The sequence below is a fragment of the Planctomyces sp. SH-PL14 genome (genome assembly GCF_001610835.1).
GTDB lineage: Bacteria > Planctomycetota > Planctomycetia > Planctomycetales > Planctomycetaceae > Planctomyces_A.
Window position 1 is genome coordinate 5,047,617 of record NZ_CP011270.1, and the last position, 18,074, is coordinate 5,065,690.

Consider the following 18,074-nt stretch of genomic DNA (forward strand, 5'->3'; position numbering starts at 1 on the left):
GGGGTTCAGGCTGAAGGCGGAAGGTAGAGCGGCGCAACGCAAAATCACTTGTCCCTATCCGGGTCCAGGGGCACCCTGGTCAGGGAGTGCAGAGGGGCCTGTGTTGTTTTTTCGGCCCTTTGCCCGCCGGAGGCCGTCTCGTCGAACACCATCGGATACCTTGTGTGTCCAAACGCGGACGACGTGTGGGATGCCCCCTCACCAACCCGCGGGGATTCCAGGGCGAGCGTGGAGTCCTCAACGCCGGTTCCACAAAGGGACGTCCGTTGTTGACCACGGTTCCTCATGGAAGCGCCTCCGGCGGCAAGGGGGCCCGTGTTGTGTCTTTGGCCCCTTGACCCCAGGCTGTCGTGGCACGTTGGGTTTGCATGAAGAACACTGCGCCGACCAGGACGTCGTCCGCGAATTGCGACTGCCCCACCCTCGCCTTAGACTCCAGATCTCCCGCGACCATCCCACCCGCCCGGAGCCCCCCGCGTGTCTCAAGACCAGCCTGCCGCTTCCCCTCCTGCTCCTCCCCCGCCGATCAAGATGACCACGATGCACTGGCTCGTGTGCATCATCGCCTCCATCGGCTTCGCGTTCGACATCTACGAACTCCTGATGCTCCCGCTGATCGTCAAGCCGGCGATCGCGGCCCTCCATCCGAACACCGGCACCCCGGCCGACTGGCTCCCCGGCGGCGTTCAATACGTCCAGTGGGCCCGCACCCTGTTCTTCGTTCCCGCGATCGCCGGGGGCGTCTTCGGCCTCCTCGGCGGTTACCTCACCGACCGCCTCGGCCGCCGCTTCGTCCTCACCTGGAGCATCCTGCTCTACGCCTTCGGGGCGTGCGCCGCCGGACTCTCGACCGACCTCTACCAGCTCCTCTTCTTCCGCTGCCTCGTCTTCATCGGCGTCTGCGTCGAGTTCGTCGCGGCGGTGGCGTGGCTGGCCGAACTCTTCCCGAACCCGGAGCAGCGTGAGAAGGTCCTCGGCTACACCCAGGCGTTCTCCTCGGCCGGCGGCGTCATGGTGGCGGTCGCGGCGAATCTCGCGGCGACCTACGCCACGGTCTTCCCGGCGATCCGCGGCGGACACGAGGCCTGGCGGTACACGCTGATCTCCGGCCTGATCCCGGCGATCCCCCTGATCCTGATTCGCCCGTTTCTGCCTGAGTCCCCGGCGTGGCAGAAGAAGCGGGAGACCGGAACGCTCAAGCGACCGAGCTTTGCCGAGCTCTTCAGCCCGGCCCTCCGCAAGACGACGATCGTCACGACCCTCTGCTTCGCCACGACCTTTGGCCTGGCGTTCGGCGCCATTCAGCAGACCCCGCAGATCCTCGCCGGTCACGTCGATGTCCTGAAGGCGGTCGAAGCGAACCAGGCCAAGGCCAAGGAGGCCGCCACGGCCGAGAAGCCCTTCACCCAGAAGGATGCGGGGATCATCAAGGGGAACACGACCGACAAGATTGCCGCGTCGGTCCAGGGATGGCAGGAGATCGGCGGGCTTGTCGGCCGGATCCTCCTGGCGATCCTGGCCGTGCGGATCCTCAGCCGCCGGAACCTGTTCCGGATCTTCCAGATTCCGAGCCTGCTCTTCGTTCCGGCGATCTTTTACTGGCTCTCCATGAACCTCAAGACCGAGGGCTCGGTCGAGATGTTCCGGTACGCGATCTTTGCCGCGGGAGCGCTGGTCGTCGGCCAGATGAGCTTCTGGGGGAACTACATCCCGCTCGTCTTCCCGGTCCACCTCCGCGGGACGGGTGAGAGCTTTGCGGCGAACATTGGGGGCCGGGTCATCGGGACCGCGGCGGCGTGGATTACGATCACGCTCTCCGCCGCCAAGCCGCCCGATCCGGCGAAGATCGCCCTCATGGGGGCGGCGGTTGCCGGGGTGTATGCCCTGGTGGGAGCGATCCTGACGCAGTTCCTTCCGGAGCCGACGAACGACGTCCACGAGTGATGTCGCCGGCGTGGCAGCTGTCGGCGGCTGGCCGGTTCTGGAGGCCGTGCCCCTCGAAAACAGGGGCGCGGCGGAATCGGTGCTTGTCACCCGCCGTTTTCCGTGATCTGCTGACTGAACACTGACGACCGAGAACTTGTCACTTTCCGTGCCTATGCCTAAACGCCTGGTCTTTGCCGACTCCTGTGCCACGGTGGCGGACGACGTCATCCTGGGGCAGATCGAGCGCGGCAGCCGGGTGGTGGACCTGGGGTGCGGGGATGGGCGGCTGCTGTCGCAGTTGCGGGATACACTGGGCTGTGACGTGCTGGGGGTGGAGCGGGACCATCTGGCGTTTCAGCATGCGATTGGTCGCGGCGTGCCGATGCTGAAGGCGGATTTGAATCAGGGACTGCACCAGATCCCGCCGGGGAGTTTTGACTTTGCGGTGTTGAGTCAGACGTTGCAGCAGGTGAGTCGGCCGCTGGAGGTGCTCGATGAGATCCTGCGGGTGGCTCGGCGGGCGTTGATTGTGGTGCCGAACTTTGGGCACTGGCGGATCCGGATGCAGGTGGCGTTGCGTGGTCGGGCGCCGGTGACGGATTCGTTGCCGTATGAGTGGTACGAGTCGCCGAACGTTCACTTCCTCACGATGCTTGATTTCCGTGAGCTGGCGCATCATGGCAACTTCCGGATTGTGAAGGAGTTGCCGATTATTGGTGACCGGGCGGTGGAGCGTGCATGGGCCGCGAATCTGAGGGCGAACAGTGCGCTGTACATTCTGGAGCGGGCCCACAGCGCGTAGTTGAGCTCTTGCCGAACCGGGGTCCAGGGGGCCACCCCTGGTGGGGGATGCAAGGGGGCGAAGCCCTCTTGCCCGCCGGAGGCCTGGCCGTCGAGAGATGTCTGAAGGAGGGCGTGTCCAAGCGCGGACGACGTGCCGGATGCCCCCACACCAACCCGCTGGGATTGCAAAGCGAGCGGGGAATCTTCAACGCCGGTACCACAAAACGGTCGCCCGTTGTGCACCACGGTTCCGCAGGGAGAATGCCTCCGGCGGCAAGGGGGTGAGACCCCCTTGACCCCAGGCTGCCGTAGCACGTTGGGTTTGAGCTGTGGGAGCCGCGCCGGCAAGGACGTTGTTACCCGCCGATCGGCGCCAGCTCGTTCAGAACTCGCGTCAGCTCCTGATGCTGGATCGGCTTGACCATGTGAGCATCAAACCCCGCCTCGGCCGACCGCTGACGATCCTCTTCCTGACTCCAGCCAGTGAGGGCAATCAGCACCATCCCCTCACTCCACTCCTGCGCCCGAATCCAGCGGCACACCTCATGACCACTGATCCGCGGCAGCCCGATGTCGAGGAGCACCACCCGCGGACGAAGCGACTCCGCCAACCGCATCGCCTCCTCGGCATCAAACGCCGTGTGAGGCTCATTCCCCGTCAGCTTCAGCAGCATGCCAAGCGTCTTGGCATTGTCGGCATTGTCGTCCACAACCAGGATCCGGCGCTTCCCGGAGGCCTCAGGCCCCGGCTGGGGAGCGGATCCGGCTGGCCGATCATTCGAGTTCACGATTCCTCCGTGACGGACAGCGACGCCAGAAAGGGGTGGGGGGGATCCACTGAGTCCAGCCCTGCTCGACTCAGGACCTGAAAGTGTAGCCGCTCAAAGGGGTGATGGAACTTCATACGCCGGCGGCGGGCTGAATTTGACACAGTCGGCGTCGCTCCCACGGTCGAAACCCGCAGCCCGCTGATGCCCCCCGGGATTCTCCGGTCGTCCCACGGGGCATTGCCCGGGAGAACAGACGAGGCCCGGTCGAGCCAGGAGCGCAACGGCGAAGCGAACCGGACGGCCCCGAAGACTGTCCTGTTCCGGGCGGGAATCGCCTCCCCCGGGCCGCAGTGCGCCCCAAAATCGCGCCGGAAAATTCCCCTTGCCCTTGTTTTGGCAGGGGGACGATGAATACGATTCCGCCGCCATCCAGGGATGGACCCGCTGAGAATCTGTCTGTTTTCCGTCAGTTTCCACCTGTGGGTTTGTCGTTTTCCTCCCGCTTCGTGATCGAAGCGAGGGAAATTTCCCCGGATGCGGAACGATTCGGCTGGACGATTCCCTACACCCGTAAGACAGGAAGCCGCCATGGCTGAACAATCCGATCCACCACAGTGGCGTCAGGCCTGACGGCTCTCTCCCATGAGCTTGCGTCCGCCAGGTCGTAAGCCGCTTCGCGGTCAAAAGGTAACAGGTTCCCCGGTCCCGGCTCCGTTCGTTTCGCAACGGCCGCCGTGTCCGAGCCCGCTCCTTCTCTTGGCCGCCCGACCAGATCCTGCGTGATTTTGCCTTCCGCCACAGACTCCTGTCTCACGACAGACCCGGTCCTGCGGAAGCGGCGGCCAGCCGGGCGCGTTGCCCGGGCCTCACCTTCGGCAGACCAATCGTCCGGTCTCCGGAGAGCGCTTGGCGTGTTCCTTTCACCCACAACTGACCCAAGAACCTCCAACCTCAACTCAACGACCTCACCGTCATGGCAATGGACCTCACTCTCGTCAGAAACATCGGGATCTCCGCCCACATCGACTCGGGCAAGACGACCCTCAGCGAACGCATCCTCTTCTACTCCGGCAAGATCCATAAGATCCAGGAAGTGAAGGGGGACGGCGACGGGGCAACCATGGACCACATGGACCTCGAACAGGAACGCGGCATCACCATCACGTCCGCCGCCACCCAGGTGCACTGGCACCGCAAGGAAGCCGACGGAACGGACCAGGACTACACGATCAACCTGATCGATACGCCAGGGCACGTGGACTTCACCGTCGAAGTCGAACGCTCCCTCCGCGTGCTCGACGGGGCCGTCCTCGTCCTGTGCTCGGTCGGCGGCGTGCAGAGCCAGTCGCTGACCGTGGACCGCCAGATGAAGCGGTACAAGGTTCCCCGCATCGCGTTCGTCAACAAGATGGACCGCACGGGAGCCGACTTCTTCAAGGTCGTGAAGCAGGTCACCGACAAGCTGAACGTCCACGCCGTTCCGCTGACGATTCCCATCGGCGCCGGCAACACCTTCGAAGGGGTCATCGACCTCGTCGCCATGAAGGCCCTCTCTTACGAAGGTAAGAAGGGGGAAACCGTCGTCGTCAAGGAGATCTCCGAAGACGACATCGACGAGGCCAAGAAGCATCGCGCCACGATGCTCGAAGCCCTCTCGCTGTACGACGACGACCTGATGGCGGCCCTCCTGGAAGAGACCGAGTACCCGATCGAGAAGCTGCACGCCCTGATCCGCAAGGTGACCCTGGCCCACCACATCACCCCCGTGATGTGCGGCTCCGCCTTCAAGGACAAGGGGGTCCAGACCCTCCTCGACGCCGTCACCCGCTACCTGCCGAGCCCGCTCGACCGCGAAGTGACCGCCATCGACAACGATGCGACGGAAGCCGCGCGGAAGTCGGGCGAGATCCAGGAATCGGAGACGAAGCGGATCGTCCTCGCTCCGGACCCGACCAAGCCGACCGTCGCGATGGCATTCAAGACCGTCGTCGAGCAGTTCGGCCAGCTGACGTTCACCCGCATCTATCAGGGTGTCATCCGCAAGGGGGACACCTACACCAACACCCGTACCGGCAAGTCGACGCGTATCGGACGTCTCGTCCGCATGCACGCCGACGACCGGCAGGACATTGAAGTCGGCGAAGCCGGCGACATCATCGCGGTGGTCGGTGTCGACTGTGCGACCGGGGATACGTTCGTCAGCGGCGACATGAACATCTCGCTGGAAAGCATCTACGCCCCCGAACCGGTGCTGAAGCTCAAGATCGAGCCGAAGGATCGGGACGGCGCGGCGCAGCTGTCGAAGGCGCTCGAGCGGTTCCGTCGTGAAGACCCCACCTTCCACGTCATGTCGGACCCCGAAACCGGGGAAACCCTCATCGCGGGGATGGGTCAGCTTCACCTCGAAATCTACACGGAGCGGATTCGCCGCGAGTACAAGTGCGAGACGATCATTGGTGAGCCGCGCGTCGCCTACAAGGAGACGCCGACCAAGGAAGTCAGCTTCAACTACAAGCACAAGAAGCAGACCGGTGGTTCGGGTCAGTACGCCCACGTCGTGGGTCGTGTCTTCCCGCTGCCGGAAGGTTCGGCGGTGAACTACGAGTTCGTCAACAAGATCACCCAGGGACGCATCCCGTCCCAGTTCATCCCCGCCATCGACTACGGTTTCCAGCGAGCGATCGTGAAGGGACCGCTGGCCGAGTGCGAGGTGGTCCGGGTCGGTGCGGAGATCACGGACGGCAGCTACCACGACGTCGACTCGAACGAACGTGCGTTCGAGACGTGCGGCTGGCTGGCGCTGCGGGAAGCGATTCTGCAGGCGAGCCCGTGCCTGCTCGAGCCGATCATGAAGCTCGAAGTGGAAGTCCCTGAGGAGTATCAGGGTCCGGTCACCGGCCACATTTCGAGCAAGCGGGGACTCATCACCAACACGACGGCCCGCCTCGGCGTGGCGGTCATTGAAGGGGAAGTCCCGCTGGCGAACATGTTCGACTACGCCAACGAACTGCGTTCGATGACGCAGGGCAAGGGCGGCTTCAGCATGGAATTCGCGGCCTACAAGCAGGTCCCGAAGAACGTGCAGGAAGAAGTGGTCGAGCGTCGCCGCAAGGAAAAGCTCGAAAAGGAAAAGAACAAGTAGCCAGGGGCGAAGCCCCTGGACCTGGTGGCCGTGGAACGATGGGTTGCGCGAAGGATGTCCGTCCGGCCAGGACGGTGTTCGAACGCAACTGTCGGAGGCGGTCTCCGGACTTGTTGACAGCTTGATGTGTTGAATGTCGAAGGGGCGAGTTGGCAGCAATGCCGGCTCGCCCCTTCTTTTTTTGCGCGAGCCGACGGACGCGCGACCGCCGAGAACCGTTGGAAGCGAGTGCTGTCCGATCGCGAACCCTTGTTGCGGGCTCTTTCTCGCCGCTTCATCTCATTGCATAAACACGAAAGGAGGCTGCGCATCAGCGCAGCCTCCTTCGCGATGTCTGGCCTCACGGCCTGTCTCAGTTCGACAGCTGGAACCCGAAGTTCTTGCCGTAGAGCGAGATCCCGGACTGCGGGTAGTACGGGGCGTAGGTCGGCGCGACATAGGTCGGCGGAACGTAGACCGGCGCGGGTGCGACGGGGACGGCCGGGGCGACGTAGGTGTAGCCGTAGGGGGGAGCCACGTATCCGTAGCCGCGATACGGGCGGTACGGCGGATGGACGTGGACGTGGCTCGGGCCGTAGTGACCGTGCCCCGAGTGGCCGTGTCCCGAGGGGCCGTGGTGGTGGTCGGCCCGCGCTTCGGTCGACGGAGCGAGGGCGGCGGTCAGAGCCACGGCGGCGGACAGGATCAGAGTCTTCATCGTGCACCTGCAAAGAGGAATGAGGCGTCTCATGGGGAGACGCGGGAACGGCCGGCTTCGCAACGGTCCGCCGGCTTTCGTTCGCTCGCCGGGACCACAATGAAAGGTCCGTGCCAATCGGTTGCTGCCGCGGTCTGCGGCGTCGGAAACCGGCGGAGAGGGCCGTTCCGTCCCGCGCGATCTGCCCAATCGGATGTTGATGCCGTCGGATTGAGGACGGTTCGCGGGTGCGGTTGGGAGGGGCGGGGTGGATACGCCCGTTCGAAGGGGGTGAGGTCGATTGACGGAGATGCGCGGAGCGGAGGAGTGGCGCAGGTCGGTCGGCCGGTGCTGGTGGCTCGCCTGTTCGAAGAGTGGGACTACTGACGCGCCGCCGTCCATCCCGATGCTCGAACCGCGTTCTTGCCGGCGCAGCATTGATTGCTCAAACCCAATATGCGACGGCCGCTGGGGTCAAGGGGGCCTCGCCCCCTTGCCGCCGGAGGCACTTCTATGAGGGGCCGTGGGACACAACGGATGTTCCCTTTGTGGTACCAGCATTGAGGACTCCCTCAACCTGCACCGCTCGCTTTGCAATCCCCGCGGGTTGGTATGGGGGCATACGGCACGTTGTCCGCGTTTGGACACGCGCTCCTTCAGACATCTCTCGACGGCCAGGCCTCCGGCGGGCAGAGGGGCGTTGCCCCTCTGCACTCCCCACCAGGGTCCCCCTGGACCCGGTTGGGGATCGCGCCCGCTTGTTGCCGCCAGGATCTCCGGATAGCGTGAATGACGTCGGGGCGCGCTCCTCTGCCCCGGTGATGAGGAACGTCGACGTCGCGGGCCATACCCGACGCCTGTGCTGAGGCCGCCATGCTGAGCCGTAAACTGCTCCCGACTCGTCTCCTGCTCTCCCTGCTGACCAGCGTTGCTGTGCCGTTGGCTGGACCGGTCACCGCCGCGGAGCCAGCCGCCAAGACCGACTTCGCCAGCCTCGACCGCGACGGCAACAAAGCCCTCTCGGTAGAGGAGTACCTCGCATCACCGGGCCTCCCCGATCCGAAAGTCGCCCGCCGAAACTTCAGCGTCGTCGACTTCGACCGCAGCGGGGGACTGAACGAAGACGAGTTCCGCGCCCTGCCAGGCCGGCTTCCCGTCGACGAACGAGGCCCCGTTCCCGATCCGATCGCCGAGCTCGCGGCCGCCGCCCTCAAGACCTGGCGGCCGCTGCTGAAAGAGGCAGACCGGAACGGCGACGCCCAGTTGTCGGCAGGCGAATGGCCCGAAGCGAACCTCAAAGCCAAGCTCCCCCCGTTCGGCGATCTCAAGTTCGAGGTCTGGGACGCCGACGGCAACGGAGCCGTGGACGACGCAGAAGCCCAGCGGCTGATCGGCCTCGGCTACGGAACGGTCTATGGAGACGGCACGCCGGCCCGCTCCACAAACGGCCGAGTGCTCTACCTGAGCTGGATCCGCACGGCGGACCGGACCGGCGACCACGCGGTTTCCCGCTCCGAGTTCGTCGCGTCGTACTGGCTGACCCCTCCCGACCGGGCCAAGCTGTTCACCGAGCTCGACAAGGACGGAGACGGCCAGCTCACCGGCCCCGAGATGCTCAAGGCCCCCAGCCTGAACGTCGACGGCATGAACCTTTTCCTCCACCTCGACAAGGACCTCGACGGCCTCCTGAACGCCGCCGAGCTGTTCGGCAACCCCTCAACCGGCGCCACGAAGGCCCAGTGCGTCCATTCAGTCGCCGCTTGCGATGACGACCGGGACGGCCAGCTCTCGCTCCGCGAGTTCCAGCTCGCCCCGGCCGGCCTCGGCTACGTGACGCTGAGGCTCCTCAGCCGTCAGGACGCCAACAAGGACGGTTTCCTCGACTGGTCGGAGTTCTACACCGAGCGGAGCCCATGGATGATCGGCGTCGCGGCGGACCTCTTTCGCCGCTTCGACCGCAACGGCGACCGGCGGCTGGGGCTCGACGAGTTCGAGTTCGTCACCGACCTCACCAAGGTCCCGGTCGATGTCCTGTTCCGGATCAAGGACGCCGACCGCGACAACCGGCTGACGTTCACCGAGGTCTTCCCGCACGCCGAGCCCGTCACGGACGACCAGCGCGAAGCGGAGCGATACCGCATTCGGTTCGGCCGGGCGACGGCACGGTTCAAGCGGGACGACGCGGACGAAAACGGCTCGCTCGATCTCGCCGAGTTCACCCGCGGCCGCGAGCAGGCGGCCGCCGAACTAGGTGAGACTCCGGGCGAGTATTCGACGCGGCTCTTCATCGCCGATGCCGACGGCTCGAACATGAAGCAGCTCACGGAGCTGCCGGACTTCCAGAAGCAGGGCTCCCCCGTCTGGTCAGCCGACGGCCAGCTCATCGCCTTCGACGGCTGGAAGCCCCAGAGCGGCGAAAGTTTTTCCTCCTCCAAGATCGTCATTGTCGACGCCGATGGCCGAAACCCGCGGATCCTGGGGGACGGCTCCATGCCGAGTTTCTCGCCGCGAAGTCAACGCGTCGCCTTTTCGAGCCCCAAGATGGGCGGGGTTGTAGTCGCCAGCAGCCAGGGGGCCGAGCAGGAGCTGGTCCAGATCAGCTCGAGCGGCTGGGGAACTGACTGGGCGCCCGACGGCCGGCTCGTCTTTGCGACGGCGACTCCGGGCGGAGGGAATCTCGTGGTGGCCAATATCGTCGAGGGGACGACGGAGAGTCTGTTTGAGGAGGCCGACACTCCGTATCGGCAGATCGCGTGGAACATGGTCTGGTCGCCGGATGGAAAGCGGATCGCGTTCAAAGGGGTGACGAAGGAGGGGAAGGAAGAGCTGGGCATCGTCGACGCCAGGGGGGCGGACTCCGGCCTCATCCGGCGGTGCGAAGGGCCAATGCTGGCGAGCTTTGCCTGGAGTCCGGCCGAGAGCCGGATCCTGTTCGTGAAGCTCGATCCCGAGACCCGGCGGCACCAGATCTACTTCGTCGATCCGGACACCCAGGACCCGCCCCGCCTCCTCCCCGGCCAGGACGACCTGCGGAGCTACTCAGACGTCGCCTATTCGCCCGACGGAAAGAAGATCGTCGTCTCCTGCCACATGCGGACCGCTTCGGAGTAGCGGTGTCACGGCTCGGTGCCCGCGACTTTCTCGTCGATCCGCCGTCGCGTCCCCGGCGAAGACCGACAGTTTTCCTATTCCGGGCCGTTGCTCTGTAATGTTCAGGGTGTCTCCAGCGACTTCCTGGAGGATCGACACCCTTCTTCGTTCCGCAGAAGTCACCCGCATGCCGGAGTGGGACGCTCTCTACCGACGACATTCGGCCGCGGTCTGGCGGTCCGCCTGGCGGATCCTCCGGGATCGCGAGGGGGCGGCCGACTGCGTGCAGGAGACGTTCCTCTCGGTGCTGCGCCACCCGCAGGCCGAGATGGTCCGCGAATGGGAAGCGTTTCTCGTCAGCGTGGCGGTCCGCCGGGCGCTTGATCAGCTCCGCGTCCGCTGTCGTCGCGAGCGGCGTGAGTCGGAAGAAGGGCCGGACGCCTGTTCGCCCGGCTCGAGTCCCGAACAGGCGGCTGCGGCGTCGGAACTGGCGGACCGGTTGCGTCGGGCCCTCGCCGACCTTCCGCCCCAGCAGGCGGAAGTCTTCTGCCTGCGGACCTTCGACGAGATGAGTTACGACGACATTGCCGTTCAGCTCGGTCTGAGCGGCCCGCACGTCGGTGTGTTGCTGCATCGGGCCCGGCAGGCTCTCGGCCGCGCCCTCCACGACCTTCGCCCCGTCCTCGCGCCCCGGGAGGAATGATCATGACACGACTCCATGCTGACCACGATTCCGAATCCGCGGTGCTCGATGCGGCGGTGGCGGCGGTCCTGGCCGAAGAGGTCCCGCCGGGACCGCCCCCCTTTGTTCTGGACAAGCTCGCCGAGCGCGGGCTGCCGTCCAGGGGAGGGCCGGGGAGCCGTCGCTGGGGGGCGCGGGTCATGTCGGCCGGGCTTGCCGCGGCGGTTCTGCTGTGCGGTGTGCTGGCGTGGCAGGCTCTCGGAACCTCGGGAAGCATCGCCCTGGCCGATGTCGCCCAGGATTTCCGCCGGGCCAGGAACATCCAGTTCCGCAGCGTCGGCTACGTTCACGTCCGGGGCGAAGGGGATCCGGCTCCGCTGTGGCGGCAGGTCTCGTACACGGAACACAACTATCGGGCGCCGGGCCTGTACCGGATGGTGAACTTTGGCGCCGATGGCGTTCCGTGGCAGATCGTCACCGAGGACGCCCCTCGCGGACTCAAGCTGGAGCTCCGGTTGAGCGAGAAGAAGGCGATCCTCACCGATGAAAGCTGTGCCGCCCCATTTCAGGCCCACCAGCAGTTTCCCTCGGCACTGAGACAGATCGAGGAGATGCTGGAGCGTGGTAAGGTGCGGAAGGATCTGGGGACCCGCGAGATCGACGGGCGGCGGGTCATCGGCCTGCGGGTGTCGACCGAGGCCGGGAACGAAGAGGCCGACTTCTGGATCGATCGGAAGACGCGGCAGATCGTTCGCTATCAGAACCCGACGGCCGAGGTCTACGACCCGGAGACCGACCCCGCGTCCCCCGGGCCGGTCCCGCCAGACGCCAAGACCGCGGGGACGGAGCTGAAGGGGTCGATCGTCACCGACATCGTCTATGACGCTCCGCTCGATGTTGCGCAGTACGTCCTGACGCCGCCGGAGGAATACCAGCTGGAGCAGACCCGGTATCGGATGCCGACGGAGAAGGATCTCGTTGAGTGGCTGGAAGTCTTCGCCCGGGTCCGAGGGGGGACTTTCACGGACGACGAGAATTCCCCGGCTTCCGATCCGCTCATGGCGGACAGGCTCTGGAAGACGCCTGAAGCGGAGCAGACGGAGTGGGAGAAGACGCTTCAGCGGGGATACGTTCGCCAGGAAGAGGTGTCGCTGTGGGGAAGCGGTCGGTCGGTGCTGGTCGGCTTCTGGACCATGTATCGCGGCAGCTGGCATTACCAGGGGAAGGGGGTCCGGCTGGGGGACACCGCGACGGCGGTCTGCTGGTATCGCCCGGCGGGTGCGGCTGACTACCGCGTCGTTTACGGAGACCTCAGTGTGCGGGACGTTCCGGCTGAGAAGTTGCCGAATCGCCGATAGAGCCGTCTCGAGCCACATCCTTGCCGGCGCGGCGCTGCTAGCTCAAACCCAACGTGCGACGGCAGCCAGGGTCAAGGGGGTCTCACCCCCTTGCCGCCGGAGGCACTTCCATGAGGAACCGTTGTATGCAACGGATGTCCGCTTTGGGGAACCGGCGTTGAGACCTTTACGCTCGCTTTGCAGTCGCCGCGGGTTGGTGAGGGGGCATACGACACGGTGTCCGCGCTTGGACACATACTCCTTCTGACGACTCTCGACGAGACGGCCTCCGGCGGGCAAGGGGCGTTGCCCCCTTGCATCCCCCACCAGGGTGCCCCTGGACCCGGTTTACTCTCGCTGGCAATCATCCGAACGCCGTCACCCGATCCGAATTGCGAAGGGCCGCCCCGAGTCGTAGCCTGCTGGCATCCGAGGCGCTATCGGAGGTGGGCATGATCAGTATCAAACGGTGGTGGACTTGGGCGGGGGAGGTCTGGAACGACCCGCCCCGGCTGACCGGAATCCTCGGGGTCGCGGCCGGCCTGCGCCTGGCCTGGCTCAACTGGAAAATGTCGCTCGCCGGACGTTGGGGATGGGGCGAGATCCCGATGCTCGGCTGGTTCGCCGCACTCATCTGGATCGGCGGGGGGATCGCCCTCTACCGCCGTTCGAAGATCGCCAAGTGGCTCCTGAGCACGACGTTCACGCTCATGACGCTGTTCTACGGCTTCCTGCTCGTCCGGGCCGGTCGATACCCTCTGTCGCAGCTTCTTTTCCTGGCCGGCGGCATCTATGGGGTCTATCTGCTGTGGACGATGGACCTCAGCCCGCCGTCCGAAGAATCGGACGACGACGCGACCGGTCCTTCGATCGTTCTGTTGCGGTCGACGCCGCTCTATCTCGACTCCGCCATCCTGACCCGCGCGGCCTCGCGGGCCTTCGGCGCCGAGTGCTCCGACATGGGTGACGACGGCGAAGCGGAGTCCTCCGGCGACCTCTTCGTCGGCGGAAACATGCCGGTCTTCCTCTGCTTCTGCCGGCCCCACTCGCTCGCGGTTCACTCCATCGACGAGCCTCTGGATGACCACGAGAGCGTCGCGGCCTCGATTCGGGAGCCGCGGGCCAGGAAGGCCGTCGAGGCGCACAAGGCGTGGATCGCGATCACGTCGATGGACGACACTCCGGACGATCCCGCGGCCGTGTACCGCGCCTGCGGCCGGCTCGCGGCGGAGCTGTACGACGAAGAGTGCCTGGGGGTCCTCCTGCCGCAGTTCACCGCCGTGTACTCCGTGGAGCCCGGGACCGAGGCGAAGCTGCGGAGCGACGATCCGGTCGCCGCGATCCGCGGCCGCGACGCTGATCCGATTCTGCTCGTCGACGAGGACGATCCGCTCATGGTGGCGGCGATGCAGGAGGCCAAGCGGCGGTGGCCCGAGTTCGTCGAGGTGTTTGAAGAGGTGGGGGAGGGAGAACGGCCCCCGTGCTTCGTCAAAGTCCCGTTCAAGACTCCGAAGCATCCGGAGTTCATGTGGCTGCGGGTCACGGCGATGGAGGGGGACTCGGTCTTCGGTGTTCTCGACAGCGATCCGGGGATGGCGGTTGGGGTCAAGGCGGGGGACCGGGTCCGCAAGCCGGTCGCCGATGTCTGTGACTGGATCATTGTTCAGGGCGGGGCGATGACGGGTGGTTTTACGGCGGAGGCGATGAAGAAGATCGTCGAGCGGGACTCGGCGTCGTCGAACGAGGAACGCCGGAAGGAATAGTCCCCGGCCACCCGCTTCTCTTCCGTTTGCCTTCAGAAGCGTTCGGGCGCCGTGACTGTCAAGAGGGGACGGCGCGACCGTTCCTCGCCGCCTCTCTTCAGTGGAAGGAGTCTTCGTTAGCCTTTGCCCGTCGGCAAACTCTTCAGCACGTCAGTGAGGACGGCCATGAAGACGGCGAGTCTTGTCATCGCGTGGACGCAAAACCGGCATGAGATGGACAACCTGCTGGAGTTGGGGGCCAGCTGGGGAATTGACGATGAGCTATGGGCCTCGAAACGTGAGCACAAGGGCGTTCCATTTCTGACTCTGTCATTGCCGGAGGGGGACGAGCGCCGTCGCCGCTTCATCATGCGACTGCGTCAGGAACCCGGATTATGGCGAGTTGAGTTCAGGCCGCATGTTCCTTACTGGCAGACGGGTGACGAGCAGTTTCTTCGTCGTCGCGGGGCCCGTCACGCGATCCGGTAGGCAGGTCTCTCCTCCGCGCAGTCACCGATTCATGAAATCCGAAACTCGCAAAGATTCTCTCCAGAAGTTGTTGACACTATACAGACCTGTCTGTATCTTCGGGCCATGGCCACCAAGACCTCCTCCTCCGAAGCCCGCCAGCGTCTCATCGAGACGGCCGACCGGCTCTTCTACCGGGACGGGTTCCGCAGCGTCGGGATCGACAAGATCATCGCCGAGGCGGGGGTGGCCAAGATGACGCTGTACTCCCACTTCCCCTCGAAGGACGACCTCCTCCTGGCGGTCCTGCAGTATCGCGAGCAGCTTGTGGCCGAGTTCTTCCAGGCCGCGATGACGCGGCATGCCAAGGCCGGCAAGAGCCCGCTCGACCCCTTCTTCGCCGCCCTCAAGGATTGGCTGGAGTCCCCCGCCTTCCGCGGGTGCGCCTTCATCAACGCGACCGTCGAGCTGGCCAATCCGGAGCATCCGGGAGCCGAATACTGCCGGTCGCAGCGGGAGCGGTTCAACGGGATGCTGAAGAGCCTGATCGCCGAATCGATCGGATCGAAGTCGACCCGGCTCCTGCCGGCGATCTCGCTCCTGGTCGAAGGAGCGATCGTCACCGCCCAGATGCATCAGGACCCCAAGGCGGCCGATGTCGCCCGGGACGCCGCTCGCGTGCTCATGGAGCAGGCCGCGAAGAACTGATCGAGTGTTCATTTTTGACCAAGCAAGACAGACCTGTCTGTATTAACCGCGGAGGACAATGAGATGACACACGCCGCCCCGATCAACGAACCCTCGCTCGCCACGATCCCGGAGGTGACGCACCGCTCGGTCGATGTCGACGGCTTGCGGGTCTTCTACCGCGAGGCCGGCCCCGCGGATGCCCCGGTGATCCTGCTGCTGCACGGTTTTCCGACGTCGTCCCACATGTTCCGCCGGCTGATGCCGCTCCTGGCCGGCTCGTTCCGCCTCGTCGCGCCGGACCTCCCGGGCTTCGGGTTCACGGACCAGCCGAGCCGCGACACGTTCGCCTACACCTTCGACAACCTGGCCCGGACGATCGAACGGTTTACAGCCGTGGTCGGACTGACGCGGTACGCCCTGTATGTCTTCGACTATGGCGCACCGGTCGGGTTCCGCCTCGCGATGGCCCAGCCGAAGGGGGTGACGGCGATCATCTCGCAGAACGGCAACGCTTACGCCGAAGGGCTGAGCGACGCCTGGGACCCGATCCAGCGGTACTGGCGCGAGCCAACCGCCGCCCATCGCGAGGCCCTCCGCTCGCTGTTGACTCTCGAGGCGACCCGGTGGCAGTATGTCCACGGCGTCCCGGACGAATCGCTCGTCGCTCCGGAAACATGGACTCTCGACTGGGCCCTGCTGCAGCGGCCCGACAACGACGAGATCCAGCTCGACCTGTTCCGCGACTACGCGAAGAATGTCGCCCTCTATCCCGCATTCCAGGCCCACCTTGCGATTCATCGTCCGCCGACGCTCGCGATCTGGGGACGTAACGACCCGTTCTTTCTCCCGGCCGGAGCGGAGGCCTACCGCCTCCACAACCCGGGCGCGGAAGTCCGCCTCCTCGACACGGGCCACTTCGCCCTGGAGACCCACGCCGTCGAGATCGCCGGAGCGATCCGGACGTTCCTGAGCCGTTCGCTCTGAGTTCACGAGTCCATCGTTCAATCCAGTCCCTGCTGACAACCTTCTCGATTGACCCAAGGAGACCTCTCATGTTCACGTTCTTCCTCGTCGTCCATGTCGCCATCAGCCTGGTTGGGATCGCCGCCGGTTTCGTCGCGGCCTATGGCTTCGTCACGGCGCAGCGGCTCGACCGCTGGCAGTCGCTGTTCCTGAACACCACGATCGCTACGAGCCTCACCGGCTTCCTGCTCCCCGCCGACCGGATCCTCCCCTCGCATATCCTGGCGGTCCTCTCGCTGATCGTCCTGGCGGTCGCGGTCTACGCCCGGTCGGCCCGGCAGATGCAAGGGGGATGGCGGAGCACCTACGTCGTGACGGCCCTGGTCGCCCAGTACTTCAACGTCTTCGTGCTGGTGGTCCAGCTGTTCCAGAAGGTTCCGGCTCTCAAGGCTCTGGCTCCCACGCAGACGGAGGCGCCGTTCGCCATCGCCCAGCTCACTGTGGTCGTCGCCTTCGTGCTCCTGGGTATCGCGTCCGTGACCCGGTTCCGCCCGATCGCCGTTGTCGCCCGCTGATGCTCCCTCCAAACGATGTTGCGTCCCGCCCCGCGAACCCGCGGGGCGTTCGCATTGGGGGGGGGGAAGAGAACTGGACGGGGCCCGTGGCCACGGCTCGGGCGACAGTCGAATCGGCCTGTCCGGGCACCTCAGTTGCACTCATGCTCCTTCGCCGGAACTGCGGAGGAGAGCGACCAATGTGCATACGGCTCATCAAGATCCTGACCCAGGTCACCACGGAATCGCCTGTGGGCCGGCCGGCGTTTGCGGCCCATCTCCGTCGCATCTTCGATCAGCTGAATGAGAATCGGGATTCCGGCCCGGAGGCTTCGCCGGAGATCCGCCCGCGTTCACAGGATCTCCTCGTGGAACTTGCGGCGATCGAAGAGGCCCTGACGGGAGTTCGGTCGCCGGTGCTCTTGCCGTGAATCCGGCCCGTCGGTTGGCCGTCCCCAAGGAGAGGCTTGTCATGCAGCGGATCCCGTTCACCCGAAAGGCGACGGACGTGGAGTTCGCGGCGATCATGCAGCTGGCGTCCGCTTTCAATGACGCCGAATGGCGGGGCTTTCCGCCCGGCTCCATCCAGTTCAACTCGGCCGACTGGGATCCCGCGACGGGGATTCTCTCGGGCGATCTCGATGTAGGCCGCTCCCGGCTTCTCATCGACCAGGAGACCGGAGAGCCGACGGAGCACGCCCTTTATCGAAAGGGCAACTTTGCGCTGCTGGGCGATGTGCAACTGGGGACCCCGCGCGAGATCCCGCTGCCGGAGCCGAAGCAGGACTCCTCGGGGATCGCGGAGAGCTTTGCCCCTTCGATCTGAAGGTGGGCTGCGGCGTTCGGCTGGCCCGCTGGGGGAAAGAGCATCGCTTCTTTATGCGTGTTCGGGCACGACGTGTGTACGGTTTCCGGGCAGGAGGAAAACGCCATGTCCGAAGCCAGAACAACGACCGATCACTCGACAATCCGGCAGTGGATCGAGCAGCGCGGCGGTCAGCCGTCGAGCGTTGCCGGGACCGAGAAGAACGAGGAGGCCGGGATCCTGCGGGTCGATTTCCCGCCCGAGGAGGAACGCCTGGAGGAAGTCGACTGGGAGACGTTCTTTGACAAGTTCGACAAGGAAGACCTGGCCTTTCTCTACCAGGACGAAACCGCGGAGGGAAAGACCAGCCGGTTCTGCAAGTTCATCCGCAAGCCCAAGTAGGGGCGTCCGCCAGGACGACATGTCGCAACGACCCTCCGTTATCA

General features: G+C 65.3%; 16 protein-coding genes. 14 read left to right on the forward strand and 2 right to left on the reverse strand.

The window, feature by feature from the left end; genetic code table 11:
- Nucleotides 1–531: 531 nt before the first annotated feature.
- Together VT03_RS19250 and metW are read left to right on the forward strand one after the other, a co-directional pair.
- A complete protein-coding gene (locus VT03_RS19250; RefSeq protein WP_075094487.1) occupies nt 532–1,944 on the forward strand; it encodes an MFS transporter in 1,413 nt (470 codons plus the stop codon).
- Between the two features lie 136 nt (nt 1,945–2,080).
- On the forward strand, nt 2,081–2,728 hold the full coding sequence (metW, locus tag VT03_RS19255; RefSeq protein ID WP_231870478.1) for a methionine biosynthesis protein MetW: 648 nt from the start codon (nt 2,081–2,083) through the stop codon (nt 2,726–2,728).
- Nucleotides 2,729–3,065: 337 nt separating this feature from the next.
- On the opposite strand, the gene VT03_RS19260 is transcribed toward metW, so the two are convergent.
- Entirely contained in the window at nt 3,066–3,497 is a 432-nt protein-coding gene (locus tag VT03_RS19260) for a response regulator (RefSeq protein WP_075094489.1), read from the reverse strand.
- Between the two features lie 961 nt (nt 3,498–4,458).
- Between VT03_RS19260 and fusA the strand changes: the two genes are divergently transcribed.
- Nucleotides 4,459–6,621, forward strand: coding sequence for an elongation factor G (gene fusA / locus VT03_RS19265; protein WP_075094490.1), 2,163 nt, complete (start codon nt 4,459–4,461; stop codon nt 6,619–6,621).
- A 352-nt stretch (nt 6,622–6,973) separates the two neighbouring features.
- On the opposite strand, the gene VT03_RS19270 is transcribed toward fusA, so the two are convergent.
- Nucleotides 6,974–7,318, reverse strand: coding sequence for a hypothetical protein (locus VT03_RS19270; RefSeq protein WP_075094491.1), 345 nt, complete (start codon nt 7,316–7,318; stop codon nt 6,974–6,976).
- An 852-nt stretch (nt 7,319–8,170) separates the two neighbouring features.
- Here VT03_RS19270 and VT03_RS19275 point away from each other — a divergent pair.
- From VT03_RS19275 to VT03_RS19325, 11 genes are all read left to right on the forward strand, one after another.
- Nucleotides 8,171–10,408, forward strand: coding sequence for a PD40 domain-containing protein (locus VT03_RS19275; protein ID WP_075094492.1), 2,238 nt, complete (start codon nt 8,171–8,173; stop codon nt 10,406–10,408).
- A 166-nt stretch (nt 10,409–10,574) separates the two neighbouring features.
- Nucleotides 10,575–11,090, forward strand: coding sequence for an RNA polymerase sigma factor (locus tag VT03_RS19280; protein ID WP_075094493.1), 516 nt, complete (start codon nt 10,575–10,577; stop codon nt 11,088–11,090).
- A 2-nt stretch (nt 11,091–11,092) separates the two neighbouring features.
- Nucleotides 11,093–12,427, forward strand: a complete 1,335-nt coding sequence (locus tag VT03_RS19285; protein ID WP_075094494.1) for a hypothetical protein — start codon at nt 11,093–11,095, stop codon at nt 12,425–12,427.
- A gap of 431 nt (nt 12,428–12,858) precedes the next feature.
- Nucleotides 12,859–14,169 carry a YegJ family protein gene (locus VT03_RS19290; RefSeq protein ID WP_075094495.1) on the forward strand — a complete coding sequence of 437 codons (1,311 nt, stop codon included), beginning with the start codon at nt 12,859–12,861 and terminating at the stop codon, nt 14,167–14,169.
- 165 nt (nt 14,170–14,334) lie between these two features.
- A complete protein-coding gene (locus VT03_RS19295) occupies nt 14,335–14,637 on the forward strand; it encodes a hypothetical protein (protein WP_156514620.1) in 303 nt (100 codons plus the stop codon).
- Between the two features lie 105 nt (nt 14,638–14,742).
- Entirely contained in the window at nt 14,743–15,324 is a 582-nt protein-coding gene (locus VT03_RS19300) for a TetR/AcrR family transcriptional regulator (RefSeq protein ID WP_075094497.1), read from the forward strand.
- Between the two features lie 63 nt (nt 15,325–15,387).
- The gene (locus VT03_RS19305; RefSeq protein WP_075094498.1) at nt 15,388–16,290 is read left to right on the forward strand and encodes an alpha/beta fold hydrolase; all 903 of its coding nucleotides are present in this window, start codon (nt 15,388–15,390) and stop codon (nt 16,288–16,290) included.
- A 68-nt stretch (nt 16,291–16,358) separates the two neighbouring features.
- Nucleotides 16,359–16,844: a hypothetical protein gene (locus VT03_RS19310; RefSeq protein ID WP_075094499.1), complete on the forward strand. Its 486-nt coding sequence runs from the start codon at nt 16,359–16,361 to the stop codon at nt 16,842–16,844.
- Between the two features lie 179 nt (nt 16,845–17,023).
- Nucleotides 17,024–17,254, forward strand: coding sequence for a hypothetical protein (locus VT03_RS19315; RefSeq protein WP_075094500.1), 231 nt, complete (start codon nt 17,024–17,026; stop codon nt 17,252–17,254).
- Nucleotides 17,255–17,295: 41 nt separating this feature from the next.
- Complete coding sequence (locus tag VT03_RS19320) at nt 17,296–17,649, forward strand: hypothetical protein (protein WP_075094501.1); 354 nt, start codon at nt 17,296–17,298, stop codon at nt 17,647–17,649.
- 105 nt (nt 17,650–17,754) lie between these two features.
- Nucleotides 17,755–18,030: a hypothetical protein gene (locus tag VT03_RS19325; RefSeq protein WP_075094502.1), complete on the forward strand. Its 276-nt coding sequence runs from the start codon at nt 17,755–17,757 to the stop codon at nt 18,028–18,030.
- The last annotated feature ends 44 nt before the right edge of the window (nt 18,031–18,074 follow it).